Origin of the sequence: Blautia schinkii (genome assembly GCF_013304825.1) — a bacterium.
Lineage (GTDB): Bacteria > Bacillota > Clostridia > Lachnospirales > Lachnospiraceae > Blautia_A > Blautia_A schinkii_B.
The window spans coordinates 24,621-45,347 of record NZ_JAAWUO010000012.1; the positions used below are offsets into that span (position 1 = coordinate 24,621).

A 20,727-nucleotide genomic window follows, 5' to 3' on the forward strand; every position below is an offset into this window, starting at 1 on the left:
TTTCCGTTCTTTATTATTTATAAGGCTTATTATAACACAAAGGAGTGGATTGTAAAATTTTTTTTAAGTCAGAGGGGGTATTTTAAATTCCGGAAAGCTGCATAAAATAAGGCTTTCCGGCACTTTGGAAAAGTTTTTTTGAGAAAAAATAAAAAAAATTGAAAAAAGGGGTTGCAATTTTAAAAAACCTGTTATATAATATCATTCGTCGCAAGCGATAAGGCAAGCGAAAAACAAACACATAGGGCTATCGCCAAACGGTAAGGCAACGGACTCTGACTCCGTCAGTTCAAGGTTCGAATCCTTGTAGCCCTGCTTCTTAAGCACCTCGATTGAGAGGTGCTTTTTTGTGCTATGGGAAATTAATTTGCAATGTTTCATGATACAAAAAAGCCCTTCGGGCAGAAAAAACAAGTGCGTTTCCCCATGTCAAGTGGTACAATAAAAACGGGTAATTGTAAAATGATTATCTGTTTTCATAAGTATACAGTAAAGCGGAATGCGAATATCCGCTCTATGTTACGGACATTGCAACTGGAGGAATGAAAGAAAACAATATGAGTTACAGTTTTGAAAGTCGTGTAAGGTTCAGCGAGATCGGAGAAAATGGCTGCCTGGATCTGCCTGGTGTTCTGGATTATTTTCAGGACTGCTGTACATTTGAGTCTGAAAAGACAGGGCTTGGGATGGAAGTATTAAAGGTACAGAAACGTGCCTGGGTGCTTTCTGCGTGGCAGGTAGTAGTGAAGAGATATCCGAAGCTTGGTGAAAATATAAAAGTAATAACTATTCCCTATGGGTTCCGTGGCTTTATCGGAATGCGTAATTTTATCCTGGAGACAGCAGGGGGTGAGAAGCTGGCCTGGGCGAATTCCTACTGGTCTTTTATCAATACAGAAACAGGAGTTCCTGAGAAGCTGACACCGGCAGATACAGAGCCCTATGATCTGGGAGATAAAATCGATATGGATTACGCACCGAGGAAGATCGCACTTCCCAAAGAACGGGAGAAACAGGAAGCTTTTGCAGTGCAGAAGCATCATCTGGATACCAATCATCATGTAAACAACTGTCAGTATATCCGTATGGCAGCTGATTATCTGCCGGAAGCTTTCAGAGTCAGCCAGCTTCGGGTGGAATATAAGAGACAGGCTGTTCTGGGAAATGTGATCGTGCCGGAAGTGTATGCAGCAGATGGGAAAGTGGCAGTTATCCTGAATGCAGAAGATAACGAACCATATGCAGTTGTAGAATTTACGGAATAAGATATGCGTTGCTGTATGGTTATTGTTACGTATTATTTGAGGATACTTTTATTTGATCGATAAAGTAAATTGCGAAGCAGATTTAGAATTTCTGGCTTCTTAAAGGAGGAAACGTTACTATGCTGGAAAAATTAAAAGAGGAAGTTTACAAAGCGAATATGGATCTGCCGAAATACGGGCTTGTAACTTTTACATGGGGAAATGTCAGCGGTATTGACAGAGAGAAAGGTCTTTTTGTTATTAAACCAAGTGGTGTTGAGTACGACAAGCTGACACCGGATGATATGGTTGTTGTAGACCTGGAAGGAAATAAGGTTGAGGGTAAATATAACCCGTCTTCCGATACAGCAACTCACGTAGTTCTCTACCGTGCATTCCCGAATATCGGCGGTATTGTGCATACTCATTCATCATGGGCTACAAGCTGGGCGCAGGCAGGAAGATCGATTCCGTGCTACGGAACTACCCATGCAGATTATATCTACGGTGAAGTTCCATGTGTGCGTAATCTGACCAAGCGTGAGATCGAAGAAGCTTACGAGAAGAATACAGGTGTTCTTATTGCAGATTATTTCAAAAACAGAGATTACGAGGCAGTACCGGCAGTTCTCTGCAAGAACCACGGACCTTTCACCTGGGGAAAAGATGCTCATGAGGCTGTCCACAATGCTGTTGTTCTCGAGGAAGTTGCCAAGATGGCATCCCGCTGTGAGCTGATCAATCCAGATGTGAAGCCTGCACCGCAGGAACTTCAGGACAAGCACTATTACAGAAAACATGGTGCAAATGCTTACTACGGGCAGATCAATAACGAGGATTGACCGACAAAATAATAAAATTTTCAGGAATGCCGCGGATAAAACAGCGGCATTTTTTACTGTCTGTCTCTAATTCTAGCGAATTTTGTCGAAAAATGCCGAAAAAACTGTATTTGCTGACCTTTAACACCGAAAATGTTGAAATATGTGCTAATGTCAAGAATAATGCGCGTTATTAACACATTTTGGAAAAGGTATCGGTATGAAGATTTACGCTTATCATGGGAAGAAAAACGTATCCGGCGAAAAAATACGCCAGGTGAGACATATGAAAAGAATGTCCCAGTCTGCGCTGGCGGCTAAGATGCAGGTAGAGGGAGTTTTGCTGGAGCGTGACAGCATCAGCCGGATCGAAAGCGGAGAGCGTTTTGTGGCAGATTATGAACTGCGGGTGTTTGCGAAGGTTCTGGGAGTGGATGTAAAGTGGCTTTTAAATGAGAATTAACTTGAGAAATAATTAACGCTTGCTATTTATGTCGGAAACTGCTACAGTATAAAGAAAAAAGACGGCTGTTGCTTTTTGCGGAAAGAACAGCCACGGATAAGAAGATAGAGGCGCGGATTTTATCAGTACTTACGGACATGAAGCCCTGGCAGGCTGTCCATGAAGAAAGGAAAATCCGCCGAAGTGCTCTGAACAGCCAGAGGTCAGGGTGCTGGGACGACGCAGAATATGCGGCGTACTGTCACGGGTGTGGAGCGCTATCTAATAAGTTAAATAAGGATTATTTAACAGGAGGTGTTCTAAGAAGAGACAGCCTCCGTTTTTTTGTCCCCGAAAAAGGGAGGAGAAAAATGAGTAAAAAAGCAGGAACAGCATTGTCTCTCATGGCAATGGTATTCATGGGCGCGCTGGCAAGTCCCCTGACTGTGCTGGCAGCGGATGCGGAGGAGACTTATCAGCCTGCTCTGTATGCAACGATCTGGGCACTGCTTCCACCTCTGGTAGCGATCATCCTTGCGCTGATCACAAAAGAGGTATACAGCTCTCTGTTTGTGGGAATTGTAGTAGGAGCATTGCTTTATTCCGGATTTAAATTCGAAGGAACTGTAACACAAATTTTTGAGGGAGGAATCATCAAGGTTCTTTCTGACAGCTACAATGTAGGTATCCTGATCTTTTTGGTAATCCTGGGATCAGTGGTGTGTATGATGAACAAGGCCGGCGGCTCCGCCGCATTCGGAAGATGGGCCAGCCAGAAGATCCATACACGTGTAGGTGCCGAGCTGGCAGCGATTATTCTTGGTATCCTGATCTTTATTGATGACTATTTCAACTGCCTGACAGTAGGAAGCGTTATGCGTCCTGTAACAGACAGACATCACGTATCCAGAGCGAAATTCGCATACCTGATCGATGCAACAGCTGCTCCGGTATGTATTATCGCACCGATCTCATCCTGGGCTGCAGCAGTCAGTGGATTCGTAGAAGGACAGGACGGACTTGCGATTTTTGTAAGAACGATCCCGTATAACTTTTATGCGATTCTTACTATTGTAATGATGGTGGGCATGGTACTGATGAAAACAGAATTCGGTGCTATGAAAACACATGAGATCAACGCTCTGAACGGAGATCTTTATACAACATCTGCAAGACCTTATGAGAATGCAACAGATGATGAAGCACCAAATCCCCGCGGAAAAGTGATCGATCTTGTGGTTCCGATCGTTGTGCTTGTTATCTGCTGTGTCATCAGCATGATCTATACAGGAGGATTTTTCAGCGGAACAGATTTTGTCACTGCATTTTCACAGAGTGATGCTTCCACAGGTCTTGCAATGGGAAGTGCTTTTGGACTTGTGTTTGCGATCATTTTCTACATGGTTCGCCGTGTGATCAATTTCAGAGACTGTATGGCCTGTATCCCGGATGGTTTCAAAGCCATGGTACCGGCTATCATGATCCTGACTTTTGCATGGACATTGAAAGCTATGACAGATTCACTTGGCGCAGCAGTATTCGTAGAAGAGTCTATGCGTTCTGTTGCCGGTGGTATCGAGGTTATCCTTCCGGCGATCATCTTCCTGGTTGGATGCGGACTTGCTTTTGCAACAGGTACTTCCTGGGGAACATTCGGAATCCTGATCCCGATCGTTGTTGCAGTATTTGAGAAATCCAGTCCTGAGATGATGATCATTTCCATGTCAGCCTGCATGGCAGGTGCAGTTTGCGGAGATCACTGCTCACCGATTTCCGATACAACGATCATGGCTTCCGCCGGAGCGCAGTGTGATCATGTGACACATGTTTCCACACAGCTTCCATATGCGATCGTGGCTGCAGCAGTATCTTTTGTGACTTATATTGTAGCCGGTTTTGTAAAAACTGCATGGATCGCACTTCCGGTGGGAATCGTGCTGATGCTTGTTGTGCTTTTTGTTATTAAGATGATGAATCCTATGCCGATCGAGAAACCGACAGAGTAACAGATATAATAATTTTACGGATATAAGGCAGTAACGGAAAGAAATTTCCGGAGCTGCCTTTTTTGTGCTTTCTATAATATTTCTCTTATGTTATAATGCAGGACAGACAGCAAGTAACAAATAATCATATATAGAATTAAAAAGAACAGGAGAGAGAATGATAGAATTAGGAAAAAAACAGAAACTGCTGGTTGTAAAAACCGTAGATTTCGGAATATATCTTGGAGAAGACAGAAATGCTCCTCAGAATGAGAGAGTGCTTCTTCCGTCCAAACAGGTGCCGGAGGGAACCAAGGCGGGTGATGAGCTGGAAGTTTTTATTTATAAAGATTCCCAGGACAGACTGATCGCCACAACAAGAGAGCCGATGCTTCAGGTTGGACAGACAGCTGTTCTCAAGGTGAAACAGGTCACAAGAATCGGAGCATTCCTCGACTGGGGACTGGAGAAGGATCTTCTTCTTCCGTACCATGAGCAGACCAACAGGGTTCGCGAGGGTGAGGAGTGTCTGGTGGCTCTTTATGTTGATAAGAGCAGCAGACTTTGTGCTACTATGAAAGTGTACCATTATCTTTCTACAAGAACTCCATATGGACCTGGAGATATGGTGAAGGGCCGTGTCTATGAAATCAGTGGAAACTTTGGCGTTTTTGTTGCGATAGATGATAAATATTCCGCACTGATTCCTGCAAGAGAGGCAACCGGTAAATACAGACCGGGAACAGTTCTTGATCTTCGTGTTACTGAAGTGAAGGAAGATGGTAAGATGAATGTCAGCGACCGCCAGAAGGCTTACATCCAGATCAACGAGGATGCAGAGAGCGTACTCAGTGTGATCGAGGAATTTGCAGGCGTGCTTCCTTTTGATGACCATGCTTCACCGGAAGTTATCAAGAGAGAGTTTGGCCTGAGCAAGAATGCGTTCAAGCGCGCAGTTGGCCATCTGATGAAAGAAGGCAAGGTAGAGATCCGCGACAAGAGGATCTATATTAAAAAATAACAAGGTGTTGACCGGCTCCGGATCAGACACGCTCCGGCACGTTCCGAGATAAAGTGCAGGGCGGGTAGGATGCGGAGCTTTTTTTCACAATAAGGAGAGAAAATTTGGAGTTTACACATTTGCATGTCCATACAGAATACAGTCTTCTGGATGGCTCCAACAAAATTAAAGAATACGTGGCCAGGGTGAAGGAACTGGGAATGGACAGCGCGGCGATCACAGACCACGGCGTTATGTATGGTGTGATCGATTTTTACAGGGCTGCCAGAGAAGCCGGAATCAATCCGATCCTGGGCTGCGAGGTTTATGTGGCTCCCGGATCACGTTTTGACAGGGAGGTAGGAAGCGGAGATGACCGTTATTACCATCTTGTGCTTCTGGCTGAGAACAACCAGGGCTACAGTAACCTGATGAAGATCGTATCCAGGGCATTTGTGGAAGGTTTTTATTATAAGCCTCGTGTAGATCTTGAGCTTCTGGAAAAATATCACGAGGGAATCATTGCATTAAGTGCCTGCCTGGCCGGAGAAGTAGCCCGTTACCTTGCACGGGGTATGTACGAGGATGCGAAGGTCGCAGCCCTGCGTTATCAGGATATTTTTGGAAAAGGGAATTTTTTTCTGGAGCTGCAGGATCATGGAATTCCGGAGCAGCAGACTGTAAACCAGCAGCTTCTCCGCATGCACAGAGAGACAGGCATTGATCTGGTTGCTACCAATGATGTGCATTACACCATGGCTGAGGATGCGGAGCCCCATGACGTGCTTCTTTGCCTGCAGACACAGAAGAAACTTACAGATGAGAACAGAATGCGCTATGAGGGCGGTCAGTATTACGTGAAATCTCCGGAAGAGATGGCAAGACTTTTTCCATATGCTCTGGAAGCTCTGGAAAATACCCATAAGATAGCCGAGAGATGTCATGTGGAGATCGAATTCGGTGTGACCAAGCTGCCGAAATATGATGTGCCGGACGGGCTTACTTCCTGGGAATATCTGAACAAGCTTTGCCATGAGGGACTGGAACAACGGTACCATCCGGTAACAGAGGAACTGAAGAAGCGTCTGGATTATGAGCTCACTACCATTAAAAATATGGGATATGTGGATTATTTTCTCATTGTGTGGGATTTCATTAAATATGCCCGGGATAATGACATTATGGTTGGCCCTGGCCGAGGCTCTGCCGCAGGAAGCCTGGTTGCCTACACACTTGGGATTACTCAGCTGGATCCTATCCGTTATGACCTGCTGTTTGAGCGTTTTCTGAATCCGGAACGAGTATCCATGCCTGATATTGATGTTGACTTCTGCTTCGAACGAAGACAGGAGGTTATCGATTATGTAAGACGGAAATACGGCGATGACTGCGTGGTTCAGATCGTTACTTTTGGTACGCTGGCAGCGAGAGGTGTTATCCGCGATGTCGGCCGTGTTCTGGATATGCCTTATGCACAGGTGGATACCATTGCAAAGATGATCCCGCAGGAGCTTAATATCACGATAGATAAGGCGCTGGGGATGAATCCGGAATTTCGTAAAGCTTATGAGGAACAGGAAGATATCCATCGTTTGATCGATCTTGCAAAGCGGCTGGAGGGTCTTCCAAGGCATACTTCCATGCATGCGGCGGGTGTTGTGATCAGCCAGAAGGATGTTTCTGAATATGTGCCGCTTTCCAGGGCACAGGACGGTTCCATTGTCACTCAGTTTACCATGACAACTTTGGAAGAGCTTGGTCTTCTGAAAATGGATTTTCTGGGTCTCCGGACACTGACAGTTATCCAGAATGCAGTAAAAATGGTGGAAAAAGACACGGGTACTCTTCTGGATATGCAGAAGATCGATTATAACGACAAAAAAGTACTGGATTCCCTTGGAACCGGACGTTCTGACGGTGTGTTCCAGCTTGAGAGTGCGGGTATGAAAAACTTCATGAAGGAGCTGAAACCCCAGAGTCTTGAGGATGTGATCGCAGGAATTTCGCTGTACCGTCCGGGGCCTATGGATTTTATTCCTCAGTATATCCGAGGAAAGAACCGCCCGGATACCATCCGTTACGATTGTCCGCAGATGGAGCCGATCCTGAAGCCGACTTATGGATGTATTGTGTATCAGGAGCAGGTTATGCAGATCGTTCGAGAGCTTGCCGGATATACGCTTGGACGAAGTGACCTTGTGCGCCGTGCCATGTCCAAGAAAAAAGCTTCTGTCATGGCAAAAGAGCGTCAGAATTTTGTTTACGGTAATGAAGAAGAAGGGGTTCCGGGATGTATTGCAAACGGAATTTCAGAGGAAATCGCAAACAAGATTTACGACGAGATGACGGATTTTGCAAAGTATGCGTTTAACAAGTCTCATGCTGCAGCTTATGCAGTGGTTTCTTATCAGACTGCGTATCTGAAATATTATTATCCTGTGGAATTCATGGCTGCGCTGATGACATCCGTTGTGGAAATGCCGAACAAGGTTGCAGAGTATATTTCTGTGTGCCGCCAGATGGGAATCCAGATCCTGCCACCGGATATTAACCGTGGTATGTATGGATTTTCTGTTGATAAAGGAGCTATCCGCTATGCACTTTCTGCCATTAAGAGTATTGGCCGTCCGGTTATTGAAGGAATCGTGAGAGAAAGGGAAGAACATGGAGAATATACTTCCCTGAAGACTTTTGTGGAGCGTAATATTAATCAGATCAACAAAAGAGTTGTGGAAAATCTGATCAAGGCTGGAGCACTGGATTGTATGGAAGGAAACCGGAAGCAGAAGATGTTCGTTTATCCGCAAATCATCGACAGTATTAACCAGGATAAGAAACATTCAATGGCAGGGCAGATGAGTCTTTTTGATATTGTATCAGAAGAAGATAAGAAAGAATTCGAGATCCGTATGCCGCAAATCGCTGAGTATACGAACGATGTGATTCTCGCCTTCGAAAAGGATGTTCTTGGGATTTACCTGAGCGGACATCCTCTGGAACAGTATCGCAGCATGATGGAAAAAATGATTTCCGCAAAAACCTCAGATTTCCAGCCGGATGATGAGACAGGAATTCCGGAGGTTTATGATAACCAGAAGGTTATTGTCGGCGGAATGATCACGGATAAAACGATAAAATATACAAAGAATAATAAGGTAATGGCATTTCTTACACTAGAAGATCTGGTAGGAACTGTGGAGATCGTAGTTTTCCCGCGTGACTACGAAAAATGTCAGATGTTTATCAATGAAGAGGCGAAGCTTTTTATTCAGGGAAGAGTATCTGCCGAGGACGACAAAGCCAGCAAGCTTATTCTGGAAAAAGTCCGCTCTTTTGATGATATGCCGCGTGAATTGTGGATCCAGTTTGACAGCAGGGAAGATTACGCAAAAGCAGAAACCGACCTGGTGGATGATCTGATGGAATCAAAAGGAAACAGCACAGTAGTCATCTATCTGAAGGATGTCAAGGCCATGAAGAAACTTCCTCCTGCATATCAGGTTCATATCGAGGATTCCTGGCTCGATAAAATGTGTGAAAAATATGGAAGTTCCAATGTTAAAATTGTGGAGAGAGTATTGAAAAACTTATAAAAATGCTATAAACTATATCCGAATATGTGTATCACAATAGGTTGTTTCATAAGATGGAGGATAACAATATGGCAGAGAACAAAATCAAAACGATCGGCGTTTTGACCAGTGGCGGTGACGCACCTGGAATGAATGCTGCAATCCGTGCTGTTGTCAGAAGAGGATTAAGCAGCGGACTGAACGTAAAGGGAATCTATAAAGGATACAGCGGTCTCTTAAATGAAGAGATCAGGGACATGACAGCAAAAGATGTTTCCGATACGATTGAACGAGGCGGAACAATTCTTTACACTGCCAGATGTGCAGAGATGAGAACAGAGGAAGGACAGCAGCAGGCTGCAGAAATCTGCAGAAAACATGGAATCGACGGCCTTGTTGTTATCGGTGGAGACGGTTCCTTCGCAGGTGCTCAGAAACTTGCGAACCTTGGAATCAATACCATTGGACTGCCGGGAACTATTGACCTTGATATCGCATGTACTGAGTATACGATCGGTTTCGATACAGCTGTAAACACAGCTATGGAAGCTATTGATAAGGTACGTGATACATCTACATCCCATGAGAGATGCAGTATCATTGAGGTTATGGGACGTAACGCCGGATACCTTGCTGTATGGTGCGGTATCGCCAACGGTGCTGAGGACGTTTTGATCCCGGAGAAATATGATTATGACGAGCAGAAGCTTATTGACAATATCGTTGAGAGCCGTAAGAAAGGCAAGAAACACCACATTATCGTAAATGCTGAGGGTATCGGACATTCCGAAGCCATGGCGAAACGTATCGAGGCTGCAACAGGTATCGAGACACGTGCTACTATCCTCGGACATATGCAGCGTGGTGGAAACCCGACATGTAAGGACCGTGTATATGCGTCTATGATGGGTGCTCTTGCAGTAGATCTTCTTGTTGCCGGAAAACGCAGCCGTGTAGTTGGATACCGTCATGGTGAGTTTGTTGATTTTGACATCAATGAGGCTCTTGCAATGCAGAAGAATGTAGACTCCTACATGTGGGAGGTCTGCAATTCACTTTCTCATAATTACAGAAAATAATATTTATGAACTTAAAAAAAGTTTCAGACGGATTGCATAAACTGAATACGTCACAAATAATTGCCCTCGGCTTTGCGGGGGTGATTTTTGTAGGTGGACTTATTTTGTGGCTGCCGTTCTGCAGTGCACCCGGGCAGGCTGTTACCTTCCCGGATGCTGTTTTTACGGCGGCAACCAGTGTATGTGTGACAGGACTTTCCACAGTTGTTATGGCGACACGGTGGAGTAACATCGGAAAAATCGTCATACTGTGCTTGATACAGATCGGAGGCATTGGCCTGATCGCTCTTGCAAATATGATCTTTATCAGCTTTCGCAGGAAAATTTCCCTCAAAAACCGTCGGATCATCAAAGAATCCTATAACCTGGATCAGATGGGCGGCGTGGTTCCGGTCATGCGGAGTGTAGTAAAATGTGTATTCCTGGCAGAAGGAGTCGGTGCGGTTCTGTATGCAATCTGCTTTGTGCCGGAATTCGGATGGAAAAAAGGTATGACTCATGCTGTGTTTCTGGCAATATCTGCATTCTGCAATGCAGGAATCGACCTTTTCGGGGAAACAAGTCTTGCTGCTTATGTGAGCAGTCCACTGGTGAATCTTACGACGATCGGACTGATCATTGTTTCAGGACTTGGATTTATTGTATGGTGGGATCTCTGGGATAAATTTCGTAAGATCATAAAGAAAGAACTTTCCCCGGGGAGATTTTTTCGGGTGTTGCGTCTTCAGAGCAAACTGGTCCTTACCATGACTGGGATACTGGTATTTGCAGGCGCACTGCTTGTATTTATCTTTGAATCCGGAAATCCGCTTACACTGGCAGACAAGCCACTTGGAACAAAGATCATGGCATCTTTTTTCCAGTCAGTGACAACACGTACAGCTGGATTTTATACGATAGATCAGTCACAGCTGTCCACATCGACAGTGATCATCTCTCTGCTTTGGATGTTTACCGGTGGTTCTCCTATGGGAACAGCCGGTGGTGTGAAGACAACGACTATCGCGGTTCTGATCCTTTCCATTGTAGCGTACCTTCAGGGAAAAAAAGATGTAGAAGTTTACGGTCGGAGGATTCGCGAGAGCTATCTCCGTTCAGCAATGGTTGTTGCCGGAACCAGTTTGCTGATACTTTTTACTATGTCGGTTCTTTTATCAGCAGCAATGCCGGAAGCAGATCTGGCAGATATTTTGTATGAAATCACTTCCGCAGTGGCAACAGTAGGACTTTCCAGAGGACTGACACCGCAGTTAAATGTGACAGGTAAATGGATCGTGATCCTCACTATGTATCTGGGACGTATTGGGCCGCTGACTCTGGGAACAGCAGTTGTGGCAAAAGTACGCAACATGCCGGGAAGTACCACTCATCTGGGTGAAGAGGATATTATGATCGGTTAAACAGGAGAAAAGAATGAAGAATAAATCATTTGCTGTGATAGGTCTGGGACAGTTCGGAATGACTCTTGCAGTGACACTTGCTGAGTCAGACTGTGACGTTCTTGCCATTGACGACAAAGAAGAAAATATTGAAGAAATTTCCGAAAAAGTAACCTACGCGGTGAAAGCGGATGTACGTGAGCCGGGGATCCTCAAGGCACTGGGTGTTCAGAACGTGGATGTGGCGATCATTGCAGTTGCGGAAAATCTGGAGGCCAGCATTTCCGCGACCATGCAGGCCAAGGATCTGGGAGTTCCTTTTGTAGTAGCGAAGAGCATGAATTCCCTTCATGGACGCATTCTTGACAAAATCGGTGCAGATAAGATCATCTATCCGGAACAGTCAATGGGGCTGCGTGTAGCCAGAAATCTTATGTCCGGCGGATATCTGGATGTGTTTGAACTTTCCTCGGAATTCAGCATAGCAGAGTTTGCCATTCCGGAATCCTGGATCGGAAAAAGCCTCGTAGAGCTTAATGTCAGGGAGTGTTTTCATATCAATATCATCGGTGTCAAGCAGGGTGAGAATGTTACTGTGGATCTGAAACCTTCCGAACCGCTTCCGGAGCATTGTTCCGTAATCGCCATTGGAAAGAATAAAGATCTGAACGCAAGCTCTGAGGGACTGCGTTCGTAAGCAGGCAGCAAAATGAAATGTGAAAATCTGCTTTGCCCGGAATCGGCATTTATGCAGGAAAAACGGATAAGCAGAAATGGAGAAATAAAAACATGATAACCAGCGTATCAAATGCAAAAATAAAAAATGTCATGCAGCTGAACCAGAAAGCGAAAGCCAGAAGAGAGCAGGGACTTTTTGTGGCAGAAGGCAGAAAGATGTTTCTGGAAGCACCGGAAGAATGGGTTTCACAGGTGTTTGTCTCAGAGAGCTTTTCCCAGGATGGGGAGCTGATGGCACAGGTGGAGAAATATCCGTACGAGATCGTAAAGGATTCAGTATTCCGTCAGATGTGTGACACCAAGACACCACAGGGAATTCTGACAGTTCTGAAGCTTCCGGCCTGGAGCGAGGACGATGTACTTGCAGGCGAAAATCCACTTGTGATGGTTCTCGAAGATCTGCAGGATCCGGGAAATGCAGGAACCATTCTTCGAACCGGTGAAGGCGCAGGAGTCAGCGGGGTTTTTCTCACAAAAACATGCGTGGATATCACCAATCCAAAAGTGATTCGTTCCACTATGGGATCCATTTACAGAATGCCTTTTCTATATGTGAAAGATGTGGTATCATTAGAAAAGAAGCTGAAAGAAAATGGAATCCGCAGTTTTGCAGCTCATTTGAAAGGTGAGAATTCCTACGATCAGGAATCCTATAAAGGCGGCACAGCGTTTTTTATCGGAAACGAGGGAAAAGGTCTGACAGACCAGGCGGCAGAAGCAGCAGACTGTCTCATCCGGATTCCGATGTGCGGCAAGGTAGAATCCCTGAATGCTGCCATGGCATCAGGAATCCTGATGTATGAAGCTGCAAGACAGAGAAGAGAATAATTTTTTCAAAAAAGAGAGGAGGGGTTTTATGACACCTTTAGTCTGGCTTGGAATACTGGCAATTTTACTGGTAATTGAGGCGATCACAGTAGGACTTACCACTGTCTGGTTTGCAGGCGGTGCTCTTATTGCGTGCGTTGCGTCGTGGCTTGGGCTTGGGATCGTTGTACAGCTCCTTTTATTTTTCGGAGTTTCCGTGGTGCTTCTGATCTTTACCAGACCTCTGGCGGTCCGCTACATGAACAAGGGCGTGGAGAAGACCAATGCAGAGAGCCTTCTGGGAAAAAGAGCTGTAGTCATACAGCAGATCAACAACCTGGCCCAGACCGGGCAGGTACGGATCAATGATATCGAATGGACTGCCCGTGCGACTGATGATTCAGTTCAGATCCCGGCAGGTGCAGTTGTCGAGATCGAAGAGATCCGCGGCGTGAAGCTGATCGTAAAAGAACTTAGCAAGGAGGGCTAAAATTATGGGTGGAATTATTGTTTTGCTTGTAGTCATTGTTCTTGTTCTGTGGATACTGGCATCCTGCATCCGTATCGTACCGCAGGCCTACGCAGTGGTACTGGAAAGACTGGGTGCTTACAAGGCTACATGGGGAACAGGTATCCATTTCAAGGTTCCGTTTATTGAGCGTGTTGCAAGAAGAGTGAACCTGAAAGAGCAGGTTGTGGATTTCCCACCGCAGCCGGTGATCACAAAAGATAATGTAACCATGCAGATTGACACTGTAGTATTTTTCCAGATTACAGATCCGAAGCTTTATGCATATGGCGTTGAGAATCCGATCATGGCCATCGAGAATCTTTCCGCTACCACACTTCGTAACATCATCGGTGATATGGAGCTGGATGAGACACTGACATCCCGTGAGGTAATCAATACCAGAATGAGAGCTTCCCTTGATGAAGCTACAGATCCATGGGGAATCAAGGTCAACCGTGTTGAGCTTAAGAACATCATTCCTCCGGCAGCGATCCAGGATGCCATGGAGAAACAGATGAAAGCTGAGCGTGAGAGACGAGAGGCTATCTTGAAAGCAGAAGGTGAGAAGCGTTCTACTATCCTTGTGGCAGAAGGAAAGAAACAGTCTGCGATCCTTGACGCGGAGGCTGAGAAACAGGCGGCTATCCTTCATGCTGAAGCACAGAAAGAGCGTATGATAAAAGAAGCAGAAGGTCAGGCACAGGCAGTTCTCAAAGTACAGCAGGCAACTGCAGAGGGACTCCGCATGATAAAAGAAGCAGGTGCAGATGAGTCTGTTCTTACACTGAAAAGCCTGGAGGCACTTACAAAAGTTGCCGACGGCAAAGCAACGAAGATCATCATTCCGTCCGAGATACAGGGCATCGCAGGGTTGGCAACATCCCTGAAGGAAATTATGACAGATAAACCGGCAGAGCAGAAATAAATCTGCAGCCGTGAGGAGGATATATTATGAATCTTAAAGGGAGAAATTTCCTGACACTGAAAGACTTTACACCGGAAGAGATCCTTTACATGATAGATCTTGCAGAAAATCTTAAAGCCAAGAAAAAGGCCGGAGAGCTTCATGAGTATTACAGAGGCAGGAACATTGCCCTGATTTTTGAAAAAACAAGTACGAGAACACGCTGTTCTTTCGAGGTGGCTGCTCATGATCTTGGAATGGGTTCCACTTACCTTGATCCGACAGGTTCCCAGATCGGAAAAAAAGAGAGCATCGCTGACACAGCAAGAGTTCTTGGAAGAATGTACGAGGGAATCGAGTACCGCGGATTCGGCCAGGATATCGTTGAGGAACTTGCAAAACATGCAGGTGTTCCGGTATGGAATGGTCTGACAAATGAGTATCATCCGACACAGATGCTTGCAGATATGCTGACAGTACGTGAGCATTTCGGCAAACTGAAAGGTCTGAAACTTGTATACATGGGTGATGCCCGCTACAACATGGGTAATTCCCTGATGATCGTATGCTCCAAACTTGGTCTTGATTTCGTGGCATGTACCAACAAAAAATACTTCCCGAATGACGAGCTTGTAGCTCAGTGCCAGCAGTGGGCAAAAGAAGCAGGTTCTACTATCACTCTTACAGAAGATGTTGAGGCCGGAACAAAAGATGCAGATATTGTTTACACAGATGTATGGGTATCCATGGGCGAGCCTGACGAAGTATGGACAGAGCGTATCCATGACCTGACACCGTACAAAGTTACCAGACATGTAATGGAGAACGCAGGCGAGAAAGCAATCTTCCTTCACTGTCTGCCGGCATTCCATGACCTTAAGACAAAGATCGGCAAAGAGATGGGCGAGCGTTTCAACCTCACAGATATGGAAGTTACAGATGAGGTATTCGAGTCTCAGCAGTCTAAGGTATTTGACGAAGCTGAGAATCGTATGCACACGATCAAAGCTGTGATCGTTGCAACATTGGGAGAGCCGGAGAAATAATGTCAGACTTATTTAATGAAGAAATAATTTCACAGGCAACACATACAAAATGGGCGGGCAAAACCGTCCATTTTGCAAGAGAAATTGATTCCACCAATCTCTGGGGAAAACGTGTCTGGAAAGAAGAAGGCGCAAAACACGGCGAACTTTTTGTAGCTGAATATCAGTCGGCAGGACGCGGACGTTTCACAAGACGCTGGAGTGCACCGCCGGACAGTGCAATAACCATGAGCATTCTCATCTGTCCGGAATTTTCCCCGATGAAAGCTCCGATGCTGACCCTTGTTATGGGACTTTCCGTTGCGCAGGCAGTGGCAGATCTCGGGCTTGATGTGGGAATTAAATGGCCCAATGACGTAGTTGTTTCCCGCAAAAAGATCTGCGGTATCTTAACAGAGATGACCATGAAGCAGGACAAGATCGGCTGTGCTGTCATTGGTGTCGGGATCAATGTAAATATGGACAGCTTTCCGGAGGAGATGGCTGACAAAGCTACTTCGCTGTATCTGGAAAGCGGACATGTTTTTGACAGGGCTGAAGTAGTCGGGCTTGTGATGAAGCATTTCGAAGAAAATTACGAGAGATTTGTACAGACAGAAGATCTGTCAGGGATGAAGACAGATTATGAAAAGCTGCTGGCAAACCTGAACCAGCCGGTACGTGTACTGAATCAGAATGATCCATATGAGGGAATTGCACGGGGAATCAACGCAGGTGGCGAGCTTCTTGTGGAACGTGCAGATGGAAGCATTGAGGAAGTAAATTCCGGAGAAGTTTCTGTGCGCGGCTTGTACAGCTATGTATAAAACCGGATTATAATGCAGATGAGAGATGCAGGACTGTGCAGAGTGATATTGAAATTGCTGTCAGTTACAGCTTCATCAGAAACTGCAGACAGCTGTGTTCGGAGTGACAGAAGTAAACGCTTTCGGACAGTAATTGTATTTAATGTGTAGAGGAGATTTTATGTATCAGGATAATATTGTGCTTTGCGGAGCAAGCTCTTATGAGCAGAAATACTATTTTAACCAGGATTTTGCATCCCTTCCGGACGCAGTAAAACAGGAGCTGCAGATTATGTGTGTGCTTTTTACAGAGGATGTAGGCGGAATCCTGACACTGGAATATGATGAGAACGGAAATCTGCAGTTTAAGACAGAGGCACTGGAGGCAGACGGCCGTTTTGATGAGATCGGAAGCGCACTGAAGATCAAAGAGATCCAGCGCAATAAGAAAGATCTTCTGGAATCCCTGGAAATGTATTATAAAGTATTTTTCCTCGGGGATATCCCGGATGAGGAACTTAAGAAAAAAGCAGATGCAGTTGAGGACTGATCCATGAAGATGCAGTGGAAGATCGGAAATGTGGAGATGGAGAATCCTTTTGTGCTTGCACCAATGGCAGGGGTGACAGATCTGGCATTCCGAAAACTTTGCAAGGAGCAGGGAGCAGGCCTGATCTGCATGGAAATGGTCAGTGCAAAAGCCATTTCCTATCATAATAAAAATACAGAAGCACTGATGGAAATCGACCCCGGAGAACATCCGGTGTCCATGCAGCTTTTTGGCAGTGAGCCGGAGCTGATGGCTGAAGTGGCAAAAAGCATTGAGGATCGTCCTTTTGACATTCTTGATATCAATATGGGATGCCCGGTTCCGAAGGTAGTAAACAATGGCGAGGGCTCCGCACTTCTGAAAAATCCAAGGCTCATTGAACAGATCGTACGAAGTGTTTCCGGAGCAGTTTCCAAACCTGTGACTGTGAAGGTGCGGATCGGTTTTGACGAGAATACACCTGTTGATGTGGTAGAGATCGCCAAGCGTGTGGAAGATGCCGGAGCAGCGGCCATTGCAGTTCATGGAAGAACAAGGCAGCAGTACTATTCCGGGCAGGCTGACTGGGATGCCATCCGTCGTGTGAAAGAGGCTGTGACGATTCCTGTGATCGGGAACGGAGATATCGTGTCCCCGGAAGCGGCAGAAGAAATGTTTAAAGAGACTGGCTGTGATGCAGTGATGATCGGCCGCGCAGTCCGTGGAAATCCGTGGATATTCCGGGAGCTGAACCACTACTTCCGGACTGGCGAAAAGCTGCCGAAACCCTCTGTGGAGGAAGTCTGTGAGATGATTTTGCGTCATGCGCGAAACCAGATTGAGATCAAGGGAGAATATATCGGGATCCGGGAGATGCGTAAACATGTGGCCTGGTACACAGCAGGTATGCGCCACAGTGCCGGGATTCGGAGAGAATCCAATAATATTGCAAGCTATGAGGAGCTGAAAAAGCTTACAGATATGCTTTTGGAACGATAAGAAAAATGCTTGGAAGAACCGTGTGGAAATCTGGAATTTCCTGCGGTTTTTTCTGCGTTTTCAGAGCTCTTTTTTCGACGTGGAATGCTTGACAATACTGGGGCTTTTCGGTATAATACAGGAATTGTGAATATCCTGAGATTTTTACGCCCTTTTTTAGAAAAAAGAGCTCTTGGGAATGGTAGCAACAGAAATATCCGAAGCTGTATTTTTTCAGAAAAATAGCACGGTTTTGAAAGGAAGTAAGGCAAAATGGAAGAAGCAAAGAAGAACTTACTCACATACGCAGGACTTAGAAAACTGGAAGACGAGCTGCACGATCTGAAAGTTGTTAAGAGAAAAGAAGTTGCAGGAAAGATTAAAGAGGCCAGAGAGCAGGGAGACCTTTCTGAGAACGCTGAGTACGATGCAGCAAAAGATGAGCAGAGAGATATCGAGGCACGTATTGAGGAGATTGAGAAGATCCTTAAGAATGCCGAGGTTGTAGTAGAGGACGAAGTTGATCTTGACAGAATCAGCGTAGGCTGCAAGGTTAAGGTTCATGATTATGAGTTTGAGGAAGACATGGAGCTGAAGATCGTAGGTTCTACAGAGGCTAACAGCCTTGAGGGCAAGATCTCCAACGAGTCTCCGGTAGGCAAGGCACTGATCGGTGCACACACCAACGATATCGTTGAGGTTGAGATGCCGTCCGGAATTATGAAATACAAAGTTCTTGAGATCCAGAGAAACGTATAATATAACTGTGAAACAGTTATTTAATTATGAGCAAGTAGCGAATGTGGATTGCAAATATCCGCTAAACGATTGGTAGATTAAGGAGGCCGACAAGTGGCAGAGCAGAAGAAGCAGGATGTAAACCAGCTGCTTAAGGTACGTCGTGATAAACTGGCAGACCTTCAGGCAAATGGCAGGGACCCGTTTCAGATCACAAAATTTGATCAGACACATCATTCCCTTGAGGTGAAAAATCTCTATGAAGCACATGAGGCAGAGCTTCTCAGAGACCGCAAGGAGCTTGATGTAACAGGTCTTGATGAAGAGCAGGCAAAAGAGGCTCAGAAGAAGGATTATGAAGAAAGAAGAAGCATCATGGACGCAAGCCCGATCCACGTATCGATCGCAGGTCGTATGATGTTCAAGCGTGTAATGGGAAAAGCTTCTTTCTGTAATATCCAGGATTTACAGGGTAACATTCAGGTTTATGTGGCAAGAGATGCCATTGGAACCGATTCCTATGCAGATTTCAAGAAATCTGATATCGGTGATATTTTTGGTCTGGAGGGATTTGCTTTCAGAACAAGAACAGGTGAGATTTCCATTCATGCAGAGAAGATGACTCTTCTTTCCAAGAGCTTACAGATCCTTCCTGAGAAATTCCACGGACTGACAGATACAGATACCCGTTATCGTCAGAGATATGTGGATCTTATCATGAACCAGGACAGCAAGAACGTATTCATCAAACGTTCCCAGATCCTTAAGGAAATCCGTAATTTCCTTGCAGGACGTGACTTCATGGAAGTGGAGACACCAATGCTGGTTTCCAACGCAGGCGGTGCAGCTGCAAGACCATTTGAGACACATTACAACGCACTGAACGAAGACGTTAAGCTTCGTATTTCCCTGGAGCTTTATCTTAAGAGACTGATCGTAGGCGGACTTGAGAGAGTCTATGAGATCGGTCGTGTATTCCGTAACGAGGGTGTTGATACCCGTCACAATCCGGAGTTCACTCTGATGGAGCTTTATCAGGCATACACTGACTATGAGGGAATGATGGAGCTGACAGAGTCCATGTTCCGTTACCTTGCAGAGAAGGTCTGTGGTTCCACAAAAATCTCCTACAACGGTATTGAGATTGACCTTGGAAAGCCGTTTGCACGTCTGACCATGAACGATGCCATCAAGAAATATACAGGAATTGATTTTGACGAAGTAGCAGATGATGAGGCAGCTAAGAAACTTGCTGATGAGCATCATATTGAATATGAGGATCGTCACAAGAAAGGTGATATCATTAACCTCTTCTTTGAGGAATACTGTGAGAAAGAGCTGATCCAGCCAACATTCATCATGGATCATCCGATCGAGATCTCTCCGCTGACAAAGAAGAAACCTTCTGACCCGAATAAGGTAGAGCGTTTCGAGCTCTTTATCAATACATGGGAAATGTGTAACGCATATTCCGAGCTCAACGACCCGATCGATCAGAGAGAGCGTTTCAAAGCACAGGATGCTCTTGCAGACGCAGGTGATGAGGAGGCAAACCATACAGATGAAGACTTCCTGAACGCACTGGAGATCGGTATGCCGCCAACAGGTGGTATCGGATACGGAATCGACCGTCTCGTTATGCTTCTGACAGACAGCCAGGCAATCAGAGACGTACTGCTGTTCCCGACAATGAAGTCACTGGACGCTGATAAGAAAGCTTCCAAGCCAGCAAACAGCACTTCTGAAGCAGCACCGGAGAAAGAAGAAGTAATTGATTTCTCCAAGGTAAAAGTGGAGCCGTTATTTGAGGAATTCGTAGATTTCGATACTTTCAGCAAATCAGATTTCAGAGCTGTAAAGGTAAAAGCATGTGAAGCTGTTAAGAAATCCAAGAAGCTGTTACAGTTCACTCTGGATGACGGAACAGGCACAGATCGTACCATTTTAAGCGGTATTCATAGCTTTTACGAGCCAGAAGAACTGGTTGGTAAGACACTGATCGCTATCACAAATCTGCCTCCAAGAGCTATGATGGGAATTGAATCCTGTGGTATGCTGTTATCTGCAATTCATGAGGAAGAGGGAGAAGAAAAACTTCATCTTCTGATGGTTGATAACCATATTCCGGCAGGTGCAAAGCTGTACTAAAATTAAATATTAAATGTCTAA

Annotated in this window: 18 protein-coding genes, 1 tRNA gene and 1 riboswitch; all 19 genes read left to right on the forward strand. The window is 45.4% G+C overall.

Features of this window, described 5'->3' with window-relative positions:
- Positions 1 to 243: 243 nt before the first annotated feature.
- The 19 genes from HFM85_RS10250 to lysS all read left to right on the forward strand — a co-directional run bounded on the left by HFM85_RS10250 (position 244) and on the right by lysS (position 20,706).
- Positions 244 to 315: transfer RNA gene (locus HFM85_RS10250), tRNA-Gln, on the forward strand.
- 242 nt (positions 316 to 557) lie between these two features.
- A complete protein-coding gene (locus tag HFM85_RS10255) occupies positions 558 to 1,265 on the forward strand; it encodes an acyl-[acyl-carrier-protein] thioesterase (RefSeq protein WP_173738139.1) in 708 nt (235 codons plus the stop codon).
- A gap of 119 nt (positions 1,266 to 1,384) precedes the next feature.
- Positions 1,385 to 2,086 carry an L-ribulose-5-phosphate 4-epimerase gene (gene araD, locus HFM85_RS10260; protein ID WP_274602644.1) on the forward strand — a complete coding sequence of 234 codons (702 nt, stop codon included), beginning with the start codon at positions 1,385 to 1,387 and terminating at the stop codon, positions 2,084 to 2,086.
- 199 nt (positions 2,087 to 2,285) lie between these two features.
- Entirely contained in the window at positions 2,286 to 2,528 is a 243-nt protein-coding gene (locus HFM85_RS10265; RefSeq protein ID WP_173738116.1) for a helix-turn-helix domain-containing protein, read from the forward strand.
- A gap of 97 nt (positions 2,529 to 2,625) precedes the next feature.
- Positions 2,626 to 2,796, forward strand: a riboswitch (Lysine riboswitch).
- Positions 2,797 to 2,926: 130 nt separating this feature from the next.
- Positions 2,927 to 4,513: a Na+/H+ antiporter NhaC family protein gene (locus tag HFM85_RS10270; RefSeq protein WP_408609590.1), complete on the forward strand. Its 1,587-nt coding sequence runs from the start codon at positions 2,927 to 2,929 to the stop codon at positions 4,511 to 4,513.
- 157 nt (positions 4,514 to 4,670) lie between these two features.
- Positions 4,671 to 5,513, forward strand: coding sequence for a CvfB family protein (locus tag HFM85_RS10275; RefSeq protein ID WP_173738114.1), 843 nt, complete (start codon positions 4,671 to 4,673; stop codon positions 5,511 to 5,513).
- Between the two features lie 104 nt (positions 5,514 to 5,617).
- On the forward strand, positions 5,618 to 9,085 hold the full coding sequence (locus HFM85_RS10280) for a DNA polymerase III subunit alpha (RefSeq protein WP_173738113.1): 3,468 nt from the start codon (positions 5,618 to 5,620) through the stop codon (positions 9,083 to 9,085).
- Between the two features lie 68 nt (positions 9,086 to 9,153).
- On the forward strand, positions 9,154 to 10,143 hold the full coding sequence (gene pfkA, locus HFM85_RS10285; protein WP_173738112.1) for a 6-phosphofructokinase: 990 nt from the start codon (positions 9,154 to 9,156) through the stop codon (positions 10,141 to 10,143).
- Between the two features lie 5 nt (positions 10,144 to 10,148).
- Positions 10,149 to 11,543: a TrkH family potassium uptake protein gene (locus HFM85_RS10290; protein ID WP_243251527.1), complete on the forward strand. Its 1,395-nt coding sequence runs from the start codon at positions 10,149 to 10,151 to the stop codon at positions 11,541 to 11,543.
- A 13-nt stretch (positions 11,544 to 11,556) separates the two neighbouring features.
- The gene (locus HFM85_RS10295) at positions 11,557 to 12,219 is read left to right on the forward strand and encodes a potassium channel family protein (protein WP_173738111.1); all 663 of its coding nucleotides are present in this window, start codon (positions 11,557 to 11,559) and stop codon (positions 12,217 to 12,219) included.
- Between the two features lie 92 nt (positions 12,220 to 12,311).
- Positions 12,312 to 13,088 (forward strand): TrmH family RNA methyltransferase, encoded by a 777-nt coding sequence (locus HFM85_RS10300; RefSeq protein WP_173738110.1) that lies wholly within the window; start codon positions 12,312 to 12,314, stop codon positions 13,086 to 13,088.
- A gap of 28 nt (positions 13,089 to 13,116) precedes the next feature.
- Positions 13,117 to 13,557, forward strand: a complete 441-nt coding sequence (locus HFM85_RS10305; protein ID WP_173738109.1) for an NfeD family protein — start codon at positions 13,117 to 13,119, stop codon at positions 13,555 to 13,557.
- A 4-nt stretch (positions 13,558 to 13,561) separates the two neighbouring features.
- Positions 13,562 to 14,503: an SPFH domain-containing protein gene (locus tag HFM85_RS10310; RefSeq protein ID WP_173738108.1), complete on the forward strand. Its 942-nt coding sequence runs from the start codon at positions 13,562 to 13,564 to the stop codon at positions 14,501 to 14,503.
- A gap of 26 nt (positions 14,504 to 14,529) precedes the next feature.
- On the forward strand, positions 14,530 to 15,528 hold the full coding sequence (gene argF, locus HFM85_RS10315; RefSeq protein WP_173738107.1) for an ornithine carbamoyltransferase: 999 nt from the start codon (positions 14,530 to 14,532) through the stop codon (positions 15,526 to 15,528).
- The gene (locus HFM85_RS10320; protein ID WP_173738106.1) at positions 15,528 to 16,334 is read left to right on the forward strand and encodes a biotin--[acetyl-CoA-carboxylase] ligase; all 807 of its coding nucleotides are present in this window, start codon (positions 15,528 to 15,530) and stop codon (positions 16,332 to 16,334) included. The genes argF and HFM85_RS10320 overlap by 1 nt, the downstream gene beginning before the upstream one ends.
- A gap of 160 nt (positions 16,335 to 16,494) precedes the next feature.
- On the forward strand, positions 16,495 to 16,863 hold the full coding sequence (locus HFM85_RS10325) for a DUF6145 family protein (protein ID WP_119239784.1): 369 nt from the start codon (positions 16,495 to 16,497) through the stop codon (positions 16,861 to 16,863).
- A 9-nt stretch (positions 16,864 to 16,872) separates the two neighbouring features.
- Positions 16,873 to 17,841 (forward strand): tRNA dihydrouridine synthase DusB, encoded by a 969-nt coding sequence (gene dusB, locus HFM85_RS10330; RefSeq protein ID WP_334297457.1) that lies wholly within the window; start codon positions 16,873 to 16,875, stop codon positions 17,839 to 17,841.
- A gap of 252 nt (positions 17,842 to 18,093) precedes the next feature.
- On the forward strand, positions 18,094 to 18,579 hold the full coding sequence (gene greA / locus HFM85_RS10335) for a transcription elongation factor GreA (protein ID WP_015526720.1): 486 nt from the start codon (positions 18,094 to 18,096) through the stop codon (positions 18,577 to 18,579).
- 354 nt (positions 18,580 to 18,933) lie between these two features.
- A complete protein-coding gene (gene lysS, locus HFM85_RS10340; RefSeq protein ID WP_243873865.1) occupies positions 18,934 to 20,706 on the forward strand; it encodes a lysine--tRNA ligase in 1,773 nt (590 codons plus the stop codon).
- Positions 20,707 to 20,727: the final 21 nt, after the last annotated feature.

Coding starts and splice junctions, on each gene's coding strand:
- HFM85_RS10255 (WP_173738139.1), top strand. CDS start 558: ATGAGTTACAGTTTTGAAAGTCGTGTAAGGTTCAGCGAGATCGGAGAA.
- araD (WP_274602644.1), top strand. CDS start 1,385: ATGCTGGAAAAATTAAAAGAGGAAGTTTACAAAGCGAATATGGATCTG.
- HFM85_RS10265 (WP_173738116.1), top strand. CDS start 2,286: ATGAAGATTTACGCTTATCATGGGAAGAAAAACGTATCCGGCGAAAAA.
- HFM85_RS10270 (WP_408609590.1), top strand. CDS start 2,927: ATGGGCGCGCTGGCAAGTCCCCTGACTGTGCTGGCAGCGGATGCGGAG.
- HFM85_RS10275 (WP_173738114.1), top strand. CDS start 4,671: ATGATAGAATTAGGAAAAAAACAGAAACTGCTGGTTGTAAAAACCGTA.
- pfkA (WP_173738112.1), top strand. CDS start 9,154: ATGGCAGAGAACAAAATCAAAACGATCGGCGTTTTGACCAGTGGCGGT.
- HFM85_RS10290 (WP_243251527.1), top strand. CDS start 10,149: ATGAACTTAAAAAAAGTTTCAGACGGATTGCATAAACTGAATACGTCA.
- HFM85_RS10295 (WP_173738111.1), top strand. CDS start 11,557: ATGAAGAATAAATCATTTGCTGTGATAGGTCTGGGACAGTTCGGAATG.
- HFM85_RS10300 (WP_173738110.1), top strand. CDS start 12,312: ATGATAACCAGCGTATCAAATGCAAAAATAAAAAATGTCATGCAGCTG.
- HFM85_RS10305 (WP_173738109.1), top strand. CDS start 13,117: ATGACACCTTTAGTCTGGCTTGGAATACTGGCAATTTTACTGGTAATT.
- HFM85_RS10310 (WP_173738108.1), top strand. CDS start 13,562: ATGGGTGGAATTATTGTTTTGCTTGTAGTCATTGTTCTTGTTCTGTGG.
- argF (WP_173738107.1), top strand. CDS start 14,530: ATGAATCTTAAAGGGAGAAATTTCCTGACACTGAAAGACTTTACACCG.
- HFM85_RS10320 (WP_173738106.1), top strand. CDS start 15,528: ATGTCAGACTTATTTAATGAAGAAATAATTTCACAGGCAACACATACA.
- HFM85_RS10325 (WP_119239784.1), top strand. CDS start 16,495: ATGTATCAGGATAATATTGTGCTTTGCGGAGCAAGCTCTTATGAGCAG.
- dusB (WP_334297457.1), top strand. CDS start 16,873: ATGCAGTGGAAGATCGGAAATGTGGAGATGGAGAATCCTTTTGTGCTT.
- greA (WP_015526720.1), top strand. CDS start 18,094: ATGGAAGAAGCAAAGAAGAACTTACTCACATACGCAGGACTTAGAAAA.
- lysS (WP_243873865.1), top strand. CDS start 18,934: ATGGACGCAAGCCCGATCCACGTATCGATCGCAGGTCGTATGATGTTC.